We start from the raw sequence: 13,548 nt of genomic DNA on the forward strand, positions 1-13,548 counted from the left end.
GAGATTATAAGGGGCTATGCACTCACAACCTGGATTACCGTCTTGCCCTTGCCGCGGCCTTCGGCGACTTGGCGAAATGCCTCGTTGACGTCTGGCAGCGCAAAATGCTGTTGATCCACGCGGATTGTCAGTTGACCAGCATTGGCGAGCGCAGCGGCCTCGCGCAGGATAGCACCGTGGTGTTCGCGTCCTTTGCCGGTGAGCAGCGGCGCCAAGGTGAAGACGCCCGAGTAGGTTGCACTTTTGAACGACAACGGCGCCAGGCTATGTTGGCCCCAACCGAGGCAACTCAGCACGTGCCCTGTATAAGCTTTCACCGCTTTGAATGAAGCATCCAGGGTGCTGCCGCCGACAGTGTCGTAGACAATGTCGAATCCTTCGCCAGCCGTGTAATGCTCGACATAGTCCTCGACGCTCTGTGCCTGATAGTCGATCGCCGTAGCCCCCAGCGAGCGAATGAAGTCCAGACTACCCGCCGAACCGGTGGCGTAGACATCGGCACCGCGAGCCTTAGCCAGTTGCACAGCCACTTGGCCAACCCCACCTGCGCCGCCATGAATCAGTACACGCTGACCGGCGCGGACATTGGCGCGATCGACCAGACCCTCCCATGCGGTAATGAACACCAAAGGCAATGCAGCCGCCTCACGCATGTTGAGGGTGTGTGGCTTGGCAGCGATCAGCCGGGCATCCACGGCAATGTACTCGGCCATAGTACCTTGGGCACCACCGATCCCGCCGGGCATGCCGAAGACTTCCTGGCCTATGGTGAAACCCTCGACCGCTTCACCCAGTTCGGCGACCGTACCGGCGAGGTCAAGGCCGAGCACTGCCGGCAGCGCTTGGCGGGCGTGAGCCCCAGCGCCGGTGGCAATTTTGGTATCGAGCGGATTGACTCCTGCGGCGTGAACCTTGACCAGTACTTGCCCCTTACCGGGAGCAGGGCGATCGATTTCACTGATGGCCAGAGGGGACTGAGCGGACTCGGCGATAGCGGCAAGCATGGAGTGTTTCATGACGGGAACCCGTGTTGGAATGGACGCTTACAGATTGCCGCGCTTTAATCATTCCGATAAGAAACGTAGTTTGCATATGACTTATTCCACAAAGAGAACTAATCGTCGATGGATCTGTTCGACAGCATGCACATCTTTGTTCGGGTCGTGGAGCGCGGGTCGTTTTCGGCGGTCGCTCGTGAGCTGAACATGGGGCAACCGGCAGTGAGTAAGCAAGTACGCGCGCTGGAGCAGTATCTGGGTGGGCCATTGTTCGCACGCAGCACTCGGCACCTGGCCCTGACCGACCAAGGTCAACGCTTCTACGACCACTGCCAGGAAATTCTCGGCCAAGTTGAAACTGCCACGCGTAGCTTTACCAGTGGCCAGGAGCAGATCGCCGGCCCTTTACGAGTCGCCGCCCCGGTCAGTTATGGACGGTTATGCATCGCGCCGCTCATAGGGACATTCCTGCAACGCCATCCTGATGTCCGGATTGACCTACGGCTGAGTGACCACAATGAAGACTTGCTCAAAGAAAACATCGATCTGGCTATCCGCATTGGCGTGGTGAAGAGCGAGGGATTAGTGGCACTGCCATTGGGCAATAGCCCGCGGCGTGTCTATGCCGCGCCCAGCTACCTGGATCTACACGGCGTGCCACGTGAGCCCAACGAACTCTCGGATCACAACTGCATCGGCTTCACTTTGCTGGAGCATTACGACCGTTGGCAATTTACGCACATTGCACAGGAGCTCGATGTAGGTATTCAGGGCAACGTCACGAGTAACAGCAGCGAGGCCATCCGCGAGATGGTTCTCTCCGGCTTGGGTATTTCCCTCTCACCAGAATGGCTGTTCACAGCTGACATTGAGCAGGGCACGGTTCGTACCATACTCGACAATTATAAGACCAGTGCGCTGCCTGTCAGCGCCGTGCTCAGTCGTGAGCGGCGACGCTCGGCGCGGACGATGGCGTTCATCGATTTTCTACGCGAGCATTTGTAGAAGCGCCTTGTCATACGCCGTCCGCTATTGGCCGATCGTTGCACAGCAGTTAGGGTTTTACTACGTGATCATCGTCAGTGCGGGGAGCCTCCGCTGGTTTCTTCTCCGGCACAATAAAACTCACTGTCGTACTGGTGATGATCTTGTGAGTCGGGTCGGCCACTTCCAGAACAACCTTGTGAGTACCAGGCGTTAGTCCGACCAGGATATTGGGTCTTCACTTGTGTGCGCCCATGTACCTTTCCAGTCATCGACGGTCACGTGAAGGTGACCTAAACGTGGTGATACCTCAACAGCCGCTTTGCCAAATACCGGCATGATCCTGGCGTGCTCTGTTCGAAACTGGATGATGACAACTCCGCGGGCGAGCGGCTCGGCAAGCGGCGGGTACGCAATGAGTCTCGGCGCACTCTCGGACTCCAATGGAAGTATCGCCGGTGGAGAATCGGTGTCTGCTACCCCTTGTCCGAGCACGGATCCACAAAAGAAGACACCCAAAGCCAGGGCCAATAGATTTCCGGGAGCGAGGGACATGTGTTTTTCTCCGCGTTATTTCATTCAAGCCTAGATCAAACTGAGTATTCCCCACTGTTCTTTTGAAATTGGAATCACCAACGTATTTCATCGACACGGAATGGCCGCTTTTGGCGTTTTCTGCCCGTCACGAGAGGCAGAAAACGACCCATAGCTGCCGGCGGTGACAGTCAAAAACGGCCAGAAACAGTCATGAGGGAGACTCGGGGGGAAAGGTAGAGGCGGCCCCTGCAAAGTGTGGAGACTTTCCGAAGTACTCGATCAGGAGTTCGGTGAGGACACGGATCTTCCGCGCGGGATGCTGACCTGGAGGACGGACCAAATACGCTCCCGCGGGAGGCGGTGGATAACTCGTCATGATTGGCACCAGTGCTTCGGAGGCGAGGCTGTCATGGGTGAGGCTATCGGGCAGGTAAGCGACCCCCAGCCCTGCTATGGCGGCGGCGACAAGCGCGACGCCGTTGTCGGCCTTGAATCGCCCCTGAGGGCGAACCGAAATAACCTTGCCACCATCCATAAACTGCCAGGCCTCAGTGCTCTGCATCAAGGCTTGATGGGAGGCCAGTTCGTCCGGCCGTTGCGGTGAGCCATAGACCTTGATATAGCCTGGGCTCGCGACCAGCTGGACTCCGATCGGGCCCACACGTCTGCCGATAAGGTTGGAGTCAGGAAGGTAACCAACCCGTATGCCACAGTCGTATCCCTCGGCAATGAGATCTACAAAGCGATCGGTGTAGCAGGTCTGGATATTCAGCTGTGGGTGTCTGCGCGCCATCTCTGCCACCACCGGGGCGATATGCGTCGGTCCGAAAGACAGCGGTGCGGCAACGCGCATACGACCACGCAGGGGGCCCGCGGGCAGAATTGCTTCCCGTGCTAATTCAATCTCGGCACACACCTTGGCGGCATGTTCGCGGAACGTAGCACCGGCTTCTGTCAGCGCCGCGCCACGGGTGGACCGTGTCAGCAACTGCACGCTAAGCTCCGTTTCCAGACGCGCCAGCCTGCGACTGACGATCGACTTGGATACTCCAAGCCGAAGCGCAGCAGGCGAAACGCCTCCGGCATCGGCAACCTCGACAAATGTCCGTAGCTCTTCGATATCCAATTCGGCGTTCCCCTTCTCGCTGCACAGCTAGTCGAGCAATGCTACTACCGGTGCGCTTAAGGGAACAGCAAAATGCCGCTCACAGGCAACGACGCCGCTGACGCATGGCTTGTTAACGGCTCGCCCCTTACTCGCAGCAGTGTCAGGTTCGTGATCGTCGCCTCAGCGCGTGAGATATCCAGCCCAACTGCACGCGTGGATCACATCCATAACGAGGACTAGCTATGACGAGCGAAACGATCCGCAACCCCCACACCGACCAACTCCTGACGCCGGATAACTCGGCTTTTATCATCATCGACTACCAGCCGGTCCAGGTGTCCTCGATCCGCTCGATGCCGCGCGAGGAACTGGTGTTCAACATCACAAGCGTCGCCAAGGCGGCGGTTAACTTCAATCTCCCCATCATTCACTCGACCGTCAACGTCGGCACCGGTCGCAACAAGCCGCCCATTCAGCAACTGCAAGACGTGCTCGGCCACTTGCCTACCTACGACCGCACCTCGATCAATAGCTGGGAAGACAGCGAATTCAAGCAGGCGGTTAAAGCCTGCGGGCGCCGCAAACTGATCATGACCGCGCTGTGGACCGAAGCCTGTCTGGCCTTCCCGGTACTCGACGCGATCCAAGAAGGTTATGAGGTCTATATTCCGGTCGATGCGGTCGGTGGAACCTCTCTTGCCGCGCACGACGCGGCATTGCGCCGCATGGAGCGGGCGGGGGCGAAACTGATCAGTCGCGTACAGATGTACTGCGAATTGCAGCGCGACTGGGCGCGTGAAGCGAGCATTCCGGGCTTCATGGGCGTGTTCGAAAACTTCGACGGCTTCAACGCCGAAAAAAAGGCCCTCTAAATAGGAGCAGAGGCCACCAGCCTCGCTAACGAATGAAGGTGACACTCAATGTGACCGTCACCTTCATTGCAGCAAGACATGCGCTTTCCACCCTTGGGGTTGTATGCCTGGCGAGTTCGAGCAGGGCGAGATAGCCACCGAGGGAGACTATATCGACTGACCGCTTTTGGCCGGTTGCTGCCTCTCGCGACGGGCTGCTTCCGGCCAATAGCTGCCTGTCGTCACAAGCCGAAATCGCCCCAAAGCGGCCGTTTGCGGAAAGTGGCTCACCGTCATGAGCAGTCTACCCGGCAGAAGCGACCCGGGGATTTTCATCATTAGCAAACCAGGATAGGTGCGCCGCGTCCAACAGCTTGGTTAACAGGATGACCTATGTCGTGCCCAGAGGTCCTGAACTAAGATGGTCGGATATCCGCTCTATTTGGACGAGGATACCTGTAATCACTTAACGGGGAGACATGCATTCGCTACCCACCCTAGGTCAATGGAGCAGACGTGCAGGTGAGACGATATTGGGACCCCCTGCTACCCGACTGAGCAATTCCAGTCGGGCAACCTCGAATTTATTCCATATCACCCGATCGGCAAACTTGGGTAGCGAGATGGCTTCTCCAGAATCAAAATCCTCTAGCGCGGCATCCACAATGGCCACTGCGCCTTGATATTGGGTTTGCTGTGAACCTGCATACAAAATTGCTTGAACGCGTACTGCGACTTTATTGAAATGCTGCCGCAGCGCGTGGGATAGCGAGAGCAAAAAAGCGCTGTTCGCCGACTCAATGGCAGCACCGGAACTCGCCTCGAACACGGGCACCAGATTGATAACCGTTCCGGCGCCCCTCTTTACGAAACCATTTGCCAATGCGTAGAACAAGCGTACGGGAGCAGTGATCCCCAAGGCGATTGTGGCCCCTATCTCATTTTCCTCTGTGATGTCGTGATGGTTGATGAGCAATGTGATACTGGCGTCCTGGCTTAACAAGGCCTCGATGCGGACAACTTCGGCGGACACTGCCAAATCAGCATTCAGCACTTCCACCGATCGTCCGCTGGAGTCAGTGAGCGCTGCAGCAAGCGTCATTAATTGCGGCCGATCCACCGCAATTAAAATCAAGTCGTAGCCCCGCTGAGTCAGTCGGTGGGCGAAAGCTATGCCTATTGCTGTACCCGCGCCGGTTATAACGGCCGTGCCTTTATGAGTCATGCGGTTTGCTCCAAAGGCGGTGCATGTAATAGGGCCAGAGTAGTGAACGCCCGTATGTCGGTAAAGGCCGTAAAACCATCATTTTCGGCCTTGGTCTGGTCAAGTTTATGGCCGGAAATGTTGGCATTCCGAAGTTTCTCGTAGCTCAGTATCGGTCTTACTGAATTTATCCGGCGCAAAACGCTAACCCCCTCGAAATCGCGTTTCTGCTTGCAGTCCCGCGATTTTCGCGCATGCTTACGTTTCGCCTGTCACCAGACATTCATGCGTCAAGCCAGTGTTCAACTGGGCGAACGGGAGTTTTTATGCAAAGTGTGGCGTTAATCGTACGGCCCGATTTTCAAGTGATGAGCCTTGCTGCGCTTTCAGCTTTCGAGTTTGCCAACCTGGCCGCGGGTGAAAAACTCTACGACATCAGTGTGCTATCCGAGCATGGAGGCTTGGTCGCCAGCTCCCTGTTCACGTCGGTTGATACTCAGCAGTTCAACAAGACTGATTTCGATACCGTCTTGATCAGTGGTGCAATGGATCGCAGTTCGGCGTCGGACGGTATTCACTCCTTTCTGGTTGAAGCCAATGCACATTCACGGCGGGTAGGCGCTTTGTGCGTCGGTGCTTTCGCGCTTGCCGAGTCCGGATTGCTCGATGGCCGTCGAGCCACAGTGCACTGGGCTCGCGCCAAGGAAATGCGCGATAGATTCCCCGCAATTAAGGTAGAAGAAGATCGCATCTTCATCATCGATGGCAAGATCTGGACCTCGGCAGGCATGACCGCTGCGCTCGATTTAACCATCGGTATGGTCGAGAAGGATTACGGTGCCGCGCTGGCCCGGACCGTCTCGCAGCGGCTGGTGCTTTACCATCGCCGCGCGGGTGGGCAGTCCCAGCATTCGGCGATGCTGGAACTGAGTCCGAGCTCCGACCGCATTCAGCAATCGCTGGACTTCGCTCGAAAAAACCTGCGCCGCGACCTTTCCGTAGAAGACCTGGCGGATGCAGCGTGCCTGAGCCCTCGGCAGTTCAGTCGAAGCTTTCGCGAGCAGACCGGAAGCTCACCCGCCAAGGCCATTGAGAATCTACGTCTGGAGGCCGCCCGATTGATGATCGAACAGGGGCGACTAACGCTTGAGGCGGTGGCCTCGGAGACCGGCTTTGGCGACCGTGAACGCATGCGCCGGGCCTTCCTGCGCGTGTATGGTCAATCCCCGCAATCGTTGCGCCGGACCTTCGGTTCCAACGCTGAGGTATAAGCTTCTATTTTTTCGCAGCAGAATAACGGCGGCCATTGGCCGCCGTTATTCATTCTTGGAACGCTACTTTTAGAGCGTATAGATTATTTAATTTGAAGGTTGAAGTTGCGGTGCAGGTCGGCGGCCGGATGTGTAGGCCAAGGCCAAGGCCGTTGCTGCGCAGAGGGCACTGACAAAGCCAAGGTTGGCCAATGAGCTGTAGTGCAATGTCAGAGAGCCGAGACCCGCACCCAGTGAGAAACCGAGGTACATGAAGGAGGCGTTGAGCGACAACACCACTGGCGCGCTCGCAACGCCGGCCACGCCGACCAGCGTGGTTTGCTGTGCAGGATAAAAAGCCCAGTGCGCCACGCCCCAGGCAGCGATGGCGAGGACTATCGGCACAATGACAAACTGTTTGCCGACAAAGTGCGGCGCCAGCGACAGGACGACGAACGCGGTAGTGGATGTCGCCAACGCTGGCAGGATCACTGCGCGCGGACCTCTTCGGTCTACCGCCCGGCCGCTGATGGCCAGGCCGATTGCGGCTGAAACACCCCAGCCAAATAGCACGAAACCTATTGCCGGGCCATTTATAAGGGTGGTGGCCTCCAAAAGCGGAGCGAGATAGGTGTAAGTGGTGTAGCTCGCCATCGCCCACAACGTAGTGATCAGCAACGTATGCAATACCGCAGGCTGAGCCGCAGTTGAAATTCGCTGGCGCAGGCTGGCAGTAGCGAGTCCGGTTCCTATCTCGCGTGGAAGGCCTATCAGCAAACCGGCAACAGCCAACGCGGCAATGATCGCGACGCTGCCGAACGTGGCGCGCCAACCCATTGCCGCCCCCAGTACCGTGCCCGCCGGAACTCCCAGGGCAATGGCAAGCGACAGGCCACCGTTGACGATAGCGATGGCGCGGCCACGCTGTTCGGGAGGCACGACCACGCTGGCCAGTGCGTTCGCACCGGGTACATACACTGCCGCCGCGAGTGCCAGCACCACTCTCGCGGCCATCAACGACCAATAACCACTGGCCGTGAAGGCCAGCAGATTGGCCAGCGCAAATATCGCCATGGCACCAATCAGCAGCCTGCGCCGGTTCAGGTTCCCGGTCAGCGCAGCCAGCACTGGAGAGCTCAGTGCATAGGCCAGAGCAAATACCGTGACCAACTGACCCGCCGTGGCAACGCTAACGCCAAGATCCTTCGCCATTCCGGGAAGCAAGCCCGCGATCATGAAGCTTTCGGTACCGACGGCAAACGTGCCTAAGGCCAGCCAATACAGCGGCCGGTTGCTTTTGATGAATTGGGTTGAGTTCATGGTATTCCAGCTGTGAAAAAGTGATGGCGCCCTGTAGATCGCGTGTACACATAAAAAAGCCCCCGCGAGGGGGCTTCGTTTGGTATCTGCGCTAAAGCAACTCGAGCTTGGCGAAAGACGTTACGCAATCGCTTCTTCTTTATAGAACTCGTAGTCGGTGTAACCCACCTCGGTACCGCCAAAAAAGGTCGGACGGTCATAAGCGTTCAGTGGCAGATTGTGGCGCAGGCGCTCCGGCAAATCCGGGTTGGCGATGAAGTGGCGACCGAAGGCCACCAGATCGGCGTCGCCAGCCTGAAGGATGGCCTCGGCGGATTCGCCGTCAAAGCCACCGGCAGCAATGATCACGCCTTTGTAGTGTTTGCGCATCAGCTGGGCAGCGACCGGCGCCGGGTCGGCATTCTCGTCCTCGATGTTGCCCAGGATGCGCGGCTCGATCAGGTGCAGGTAAGCCAGGTTCAGCGGCGCCAGTTGTTGCGCGACGTAGGTGAACAGGCCTTCTGGATCGCTGTCGCCCATGTCACCCCAGGTGCCGCTCGGGCCGACACGAACCGCCACTCGATCACTGCCCCACACCGAAATCAGCGCGTTGGTCACTTCCAGCAGAAAGCGTGCGCGGTTTTCGAACGAGCCTCCGTAAATGTCGGTGCGCTTGTTGCTGTTGTCCTGCAGGAACTGGTCGATCAAATAACCGTTGGCACCATGCAGTTCCACGCCGTCAAAACCGGCTTTCACGCCACGTTCGGCAGCAGTGCGGAAGCTTTCCACCAGGCCTGCGATGTCTTCGATGGTCAGGGCGCGGTTCGGGGTATTGGGTACCCAACCTTCGGTGGTGTAAGCAACGCCGCCGTGCGGGACTTCCGATGGGCCGACGGGGATGCTGTTTGCAGGCTGCACGTCGACATTGGATTGGCGACCCGCATGATAAAGCTGCAGAAAGATTTTGCCGCCTTTAGCGTGCACGGCGTCAGTGACGTGTTTCCAGCCGACGATCTGGCTGTCGTCGAACAGGCCTGGTGCGCCGAGATAGCCGTTGCCGTTTGGTGCGGCAATTGTTGCTTCACCGATCAGGAATCCGCCTTCGGAAGTGCGCTGAGCGTAGTACTCGGCCATCAGGGCGCCAGGGCGAGCGCCATCTTCGGCACGCATCCGGGTCAGAGGCGCCAATACAATGCGGTGGGCGAAGGTGAACCGCCCGACTTTAACTGGGGAATGAAGTTTGGACATGGTTGCCTCGATTGAAGTGTATGTGTAGAGCCATTGGATATCCGCCCGGGTCGATAGCCATGTGGGCTTTCGGGGTTGGGGCGCTTGGCATCAGTAAAGGTGATTTCCCGGAGTGAATAAATGGGCCGCGTTTCCCATCACTTCGGACTTTTTGGCTGTAATGCTGGCGATCATGGAGATCGAACTGTCGATGTCCGGATAACGGCGCCCGCACTCATGCAAGCGCCGTAGGGTGCTCACTGGGCGTAGAGTGCCAATAGCTGAGCATTGAACTCAGTGACAAAGGCGTGTTCATCCGCCCCTGCATTAGCGCGCAATGGCTTGGCCCGCTCGACCAGAATTTCAACCGCGTCCGTACCCAGCACCGCTATCGTCTCGGCAATAAACTCATCCAATGGCATCGCCAGTTCCGCTTCGGAGCTATCCATCAGCTCGGTACGTACCCATGGCGGCGCGATTTCCAGCACCTTGACCGAGGTATCGCGCAGCATGAAGCGCTGAGACAGTGCATAAGAGTGCAGCGCGGCCTTGGTGGCGCTGTACACCGCCGTCAGCGCCATGGGCACGAAACCGAGTACTGAAGAGGTGTACGCCACATAGGCGTCATCGGCCTTCTTGAGGTGCTCGATCAGCGCCGAAGTCATGCGGATGGGGCCCATCAGATTGGTGGTAATGGTCGACGCTAGCAATTCGTCATCCACTTGGCCGGCGGCAGTGTCCGGCAACATGATCCCGGCGTTATTGATCAGCACATTGAGTTGCGGGAATTCGTTGATCAACTGTTTCGCGACCGCGGTAATACTGGCTGGATCGGTGATATCCAGTTCGACCGCGTGCATGCCCGGGTTGGCTGCAACGACGGCTTCCAGATGGCCCTTGCGCCGACCTGAGATAATTACCTGGTTTCCCAGTTTGTGCAGTGCTTCGGCCAGCCCACGGCCGATGCCAGAGCCGCCGCCGGTAATGAAGATGGTGTTTTGAGTGAGTTTCATGGGTGAGTCCTCTGAGATTACAGAAATGCAAAGCGTGAACAATGAAGGGGAAATATCGGTTACTTGGCGGAGCGAATGATCAGGTCGGCGACAACCGCAGGTTTGGAAATCATTGAGCAATGGCCCGCATTGACATGGTCGCTGACGGCGCCAATCTTCTTCACCATCAGCTCTTGAAGTGCCGGTGCTATGGCGTTATCAAGGGTCGCCACCAGATACCAGCTGGGCTTGTCCTGCCAGGCGGCTTGAGTGAGTGGTGCGGTGAGTGCCGCTACAGCGGTCGGACGCTGGTTTTCAAACAGCTGACGCTTCTCCTGCGCACTCACATCCTGAGCAAAGCCTTCATGGACACCCTCGTAAGTGAGGCTCGACGAACCCGCCTGATCTATGCGGATCTCGGCACTCATCAGCGACGGCTCGGCCAATGCGGTCAGCCCCAAAGCTGATTCGCCAATGTCAGGGGTAAAGGCGTTGATATAGACGAGGCCCGCCACCTTGGCGTGAACACCTGCCTCGCTGATGACCGCACCGCCATAGGAATGGCCCACCAGCAACACCGGTCCTGGAGCGGCGGCGATGGCCTGGGACACGACGTCGGCATCTGCTGCCAGCGACGTCAGCGGCAGGTTGACCGTGGTCGTACTCAGGCCGGCGGCTTCGATCAAGGCGCGCGATTTGTTCCAGCTGGTGCTGTCGGCCCAGGCACCGTGTACAAGAATGACGTGTTCGATAGTGCTCATGCCTTCTCCTGATTTCGGGTAGACGGGCGGGTTGCCCGTGCTGTGAATTCAGGGTCTATGCTAGGCGCGAGCTAAGAAGCAGATGGGTCGAAATACCGACGTTTCGGGACATCTCACTGGCTGCAGGATTGGCATACTCTGCAGAGAGTGCAGCCAGCATTAAGGCAACTTTCTGCACAGTGATCACCCTTGGTTTGAATGATCATCAGCAGGTGGCTTTATCCCTTGTCGGTTGGGCCATCAGTTCAGGTTCATGAAGGTTACCGGCACCCATGAATAGCCTGTGTCTTCCTTGCGCAGGCGCCCAAAGCCAGGGAACGGCATATGAGCACCACCGACCAGGGTTTTGCCCTCTGCCAACTTCACGAAAAGGTCTTCGCGGGTCTTGATTGCGGTCGGTCCGTCAGCGTCGAACGCGATACCCACTTCGGGATGTGGCATTTGCACAGCGACGACGTGGGCAACGTCGCCCCAGATCAGCAGCGATTGGCCCTTGGACGAAACCCTGTAGCCCACATGCCCAGGCGTATGCCCCGGGATGGCAACGGGAGTAATGCCCGACACGATTTCATCCATGCCCTGCAATGGCTTCCATTTGCCAGCCGCCAGATAAGGCGCAGCAGCAGCCTGGGCAATCTGGAAGAATATTTTTGCGCCCTCCGGCGCTTTTTCCGCAATGTCCTTAGACAGCCAGAAGTCACTCTCGGTCTTCATCATGGAAATCTGTGCCTTCGAGAACACGCGCTGGCCTTTGGCGTCGTAGATTCCGCCAATGTGGTCGGCGTGCATATGGGTCAGCAACACCAGGTCGATTTGTGCGGGTTTGTAGCCAGCAGCCTTCAGGTTGTCAGTGAGCTTGCCAAGTGACGGCCCTCCCCAATGGCCTCCGGTGCCCGTGTCGATGAGGATGAGTTTTGAACCCGTATTAATGAGATAGCCCGTTACCGAACCAGACACCTTTTGCGGATCATCGAAAAACGATCGCAGCAGCAGCGACTGGATGAGGGCCGGGTCGCCGCTGAGTAGCGATGAATCAATACTGATGCCGCCATCGAAGAGGGCGGTGACCTCGAAATCGCCCATCATCATGCGATAGAAGCCCGGGACTTGCTTGTGTTGCATAGGCGCTGCGGCCTGAACCGGCTCGACTGCGAAAAGTCCTGCGCCGATAGCCAGCGTTACTGCAAAGACGGCGCGAGAAGCTAGCGTGGAGAGTTTCATTCCCATTCCTTTTCGTTGGTAGAGGAGCACTGCAAAGGGACGAAGCCAACCGGCAACTCCCACTAGCGACCTACGGTACTGGCTGTTGATCTTAGTTCAGCATTCGAGAGGTCGTATTAAAAACGCGGCCAACGCCAACGCCTCGCTCCCTATTACTTCCCTTTCCAATTTCCCCGCCCGCCTCTACTCTGCCTTAACCCTTTCCCAGCACCGAGCACACCTCAAATGATGGACAGCCTCAGCGGCATCACGGCCTTCATTCAAGTCGCCGAAACCCGCAGCTTTACCGAAGCCGGTCGCTTGCTGGAGATCTCCTCCTCCGCCGTAGGCAAGAGCGTGGCGCGCATGGAAGAACGCCTGGGGGTGCGGCTGTTCCATCGCAGCACCCGCAGTGTCACCCTGACCACCGAAGGCGAGCTGTTCCTGGACCGCTGCAAACGCATCCTCAGCGAAGTGGAAGCGGCAGAAATGGAATTGCTGGAATTGTCCGCCACCCCGCGCGGCAAGGTGCGCATCAGCGTGCCGATCCAGAACGTGTTGATCATGCCGGTACTGGCCGGGTTCATGCGTGCCTACCCGGACATCGAGCTGGACGTGGACATGTCCGACCGCATGGTGGACGTGATCGAGGAAGGGTTCGACGCGGTGATCCGCACGGGCGCGCCGCAGGATTCGCGGCTGATGGCGCGCAAGCTGGGGGGTTATCAATTGCAGTTGGTGGCGTCGCCAGCGTATCTGGAGCGTCATGGTGATCCGACACACCCGGACGATTTGATCCGCCACGTGTGCCTGCTGCACAAGTTTCCGGCCACCGGGATGATCGAGCGTTGGCCGCTGCGCGTCGACGATACGCACATCGAGCCGAACCTGACGCGGGCGTTGACCTGCACCACGATGGATCCGCTGACGTACCTGGCGATCGATGGGGTGGGGATTGCCTGCCTACCGGATTTTTCAATCCGTCAGCCGTTGGCCGATGGCAGGTTGAAAGTGGTGTTGGCGGACTACACCGACCACACCGGCAACCTGTGGATGCTCTGGCCTGCGTCGAAGCAGACCGCACCAAGGTTGCGAGTGTTGATCGATTTTTTCAAAGACAACATCTTGAAGGTTTGA

Annotated in this window: 12 protein-coding genes and 1 pseudogene; 4 read left to right on the forward strand and 9 right to left on the reverse strand. The window is 57.9% G+C overall.

From position 1 onward, the window contains the following. Positions 1–14 precede the first annotated feature (14 nt). Positions 15–1,016, reverse strand: coding sequence for a zinc-dependent alcohol dehydrogenase family protein (locus H7698_RS17360; protein ID WP_194692261.1), 1,002 nt, complete (start codon positions 1,014–1,016; stop codon positions 15–17). A gap of 108 nt (positions 1,017–1,124) precedes the next feature. On the opposite strand from H7698_RS17360, the gene H7698_RS17365 reads away from it, so the two are divergent. Continuing rightward, positions 1,125–2,003: a LysR family transcriptional regulator gene (locus H7698_RS17365; RefSeq protein WP_194692262.1), complete on the forward strand. Its 879-nt coding sequence runs from the start codon at positions 1,125–1,127 to the stop codon at positions 2,001–2,003. A 49-nt stretch (positions 2,004–2,052) separates the two neighbouring features. Here the strand turns inward: H7698_RS17365 and H7698_RS31365 are convergent. Together H7698_RS31365 and H7698_RS17370 are read right to left on the reverse strand one after the other, a co-directional pair. Continuing rightward, positions 2,053–2,537 (reverse strand): annotated as a pseudogene (locus H7698_RS31365) (DUF6130 family protein). Between the two features lie 190 nt (positions 2,538–2,727). Next, on the reverse strand, positions 2,728–3,645 hold the full coding sequence (locus H7698_RS17370) for a LysR family transcriptional regulator (protein ID WP_194692263.1): 918 nt from the start codon (positions 3,643–3,645) through the stop codon (positions 2,728–2,730). A gap of 224 nt (positions 3,646–3,869) precedes the next feature. Here H7698_RS17370 and H7698_RS17375 point away from each other — a divergent pair, with 224 nt between their 5' ends. After that, a complete protein-coding gene (locus H7698_RS17375; RefSeq protein WP_194692264.1) occupies positions 3,870–4,499 on the forward strand; it encodes a hydrolase in 630 nt (209 codons plus the stop codon). Between the two features lie 481 nt (positions 4,500–4,980). Here H7698_RS17375 and H7698_RS17380 read toward each other — a convergent pair whose 3' ends face one another. Next, complete coding sequence (locus tag H7698_RS17380; RefSeq protein ID WP_064118087.1) at positions 4,981–5,703, reverse strand: SDR family NAD(P)-dependent oxidoreductase; 723 nt, start codon at positions 5,701–5,703, stop codon at positions 4,981–4,983. A 305-nt stretch (positions 5,704–6,008) separates the two neighbouring features. Between H7698_RS17380 and H7698_RS17385 the strand changes: the two genes are divergently transcribed. Beyond that, complete coding sequence (locus tag H7698_RS17385) at positions 6,009–6,953, forward strand: GlxA family transcriptional regulator (protein ID WP_064118086.1); 945 nt, start codon at positions 6,009–6,011, stop codon at positions 6,951–6,953. An 87-nt stretch (positions 6,954–7,040) separates the two neighbouring features. Here the strand turns inward: H7698_RS17385 and H7698_RS17390 are convergent, their stop codons facing one another. The 5 genes from H7698_RS17390 to H7698_RS17410 all read right to left on the reverse strand — a co-directional run bounded on the left by H7698_RS17390 (position 7,041) and on the right by H7698_RS17410 (position 12,432). Continuing rightward, complete coding sequence (locus tag H7698_RS17390) at positions 7,041–8,252, reverse strand: MFS transporter (protein ID WP_194692265.1); 1,212 nt, start codon at positions 8,250–8,252, stop codon at positions 7,041–7,043. 120 nt (positions 8,253–8,372) lie between these two features. Further along, positions 8,373–9,479, reverse strand: a complete 1,107-nt coding sequence (locus H7698_RS17395) for an alkene reductase (RefSeq protein ID WP_064118084.1) — start codon at positions 9,477–9,479, stop codon at positions 8,373–8,375. A 236-nt stretch (positions 9,480–9,715) separates the two neighbouring features. Then, positions 9,716–10,471, reverse strand: a complete 756-nt coding sequence (locus tag H7698_RS17400) for an SDR family oxidoreductase (RefSeq protein WP_062378588.1) — start codon at positions 10,469–10,471, stop codon at positions 9,716–9,718. A 59-nt stretch (positions 10,472–10,530) separates the two neighbouring features. After that, entirely contained in the window at positions 10,531–11,211 is a 681-nt protein-coding gene (locus tag H7698_RS17405; RefSeq protein ID WP_194692266.1) for an alpha/beta hydrolase, read from the reverse strand. A gap of 240 nt (positions 11,212–11,451) precedes the next feature. Further along, positions 11,452–12,432, reverse strand: a complete 981-nt coding sequence (locus tag H7698_RS17410) for an MBL fold metallo-hydrolase (RefSeq protein WP_062378634.1) — start codon at positions 12,430–12,432, stop codon at positions 11,452–11,454. A gap of 228 nt (positions 12,433–12,660) precedes the next feature. Between H7698_RS17410 and H7698_RS17415 the strand changes: the two genes are divergently transcribed. Continuing rightward, positions 12,661–13,548: a LysR family transcriptional regulator gene (locus H7698_RS17415; protein WP_064118371.1), complete on the forward strand. Its 888-nt coding sequence runs from the start codon at positions 12,661–12,663 to the stop codon at positions 13,546–13,548.

The sequence above is a fragment of the Pseudomonas sp. p50(2008) genome (assembly GCF_015351605.1).
Lineage (GTDB): Bacteria > Pseudomonadota > Gammaproteobacteria > Pseudomonadales > Pseudomonadaceae > Aquipseudomonas.

Bases quoted from the DNA above. Each gene is read 5' to 3' on its own strand.
- H7698_RS17400 (WP_062378588.1), bottom strand. From the start codon at position 10,471: ATGAAACTCACTCAAAACACCATCTTCATTACCGGCGGCGGCTCTGGC.
- H7698_RS17380 (WP_064118087.1), bottom strand. From the start codon at position 5,703: ATGACTCATAAAGGCACGGCCGTTATAACCGGCGCGGGTACAGCAATA.
- H7698_RS17385 (WP_064118086.1), top strand. From the start codon at position 6,009: ATGCAAAGTGTGGCGTTAATCGTACGGCCCGATTTTCAAGTGATGAGC.
- H7698_RS17365 (WP_194692262.1), top strand. From the start codon at position 1,125: ATGGATCTGTTCGACAGCATGCACATCTTTGTTCGGGTCGTGGAGCGC.
- H7698_RS17360 (WP_194692261.1), bottom strand. From the start codon at position 1,016: ATGAAACACTCCATGCTTGCCGCTATCGCCGAGTCCGCTCAGTCCCCT.
- H7698_RS17415 (WP_064118371.1), top strand. From the start codon at position 12,661: ATGGACAGCCTCAGCGGCATCACGGCCTTCATTCAAGTCGCCGAAACC.
- H7698_RS17405 (WP_194692266.1), bottom strand. From the start codon at position 11,211: ATGAGCACTATCGAACACGTCATTCTTGTACACGGTGCCTGGGCCGAC.
- H7698_RS17410 (WP_062378634.1), bottom strand. From the start codon at position 12,432: ATGAAACTCTCCACGCTAGCTTCTCGCGCCGTCTTTGCAGTAACGCTG.
- H7698_RS17375 (WP_194692264.1), top strand. From the start codon at position 3,870: ATGACGAGCGAAACGATCCGCAACCCCCACACCGACCAACTCCTGACG.
- H7698_RS17395 (WP_064118084.1), bottom strand. From the start codon at position 9,479: ATGTCCAAACTTCATTCCCCAGTTAAAGTCGGGCGGTTCACCTTCGCC.
- H7698_RS17390 (WP_194692265.1), bottom strand. From the start codon at position 8,252: ATGAACTCAACCCAATTCATCAAAAGCAACCGGCCGCTGTATTGGCTG.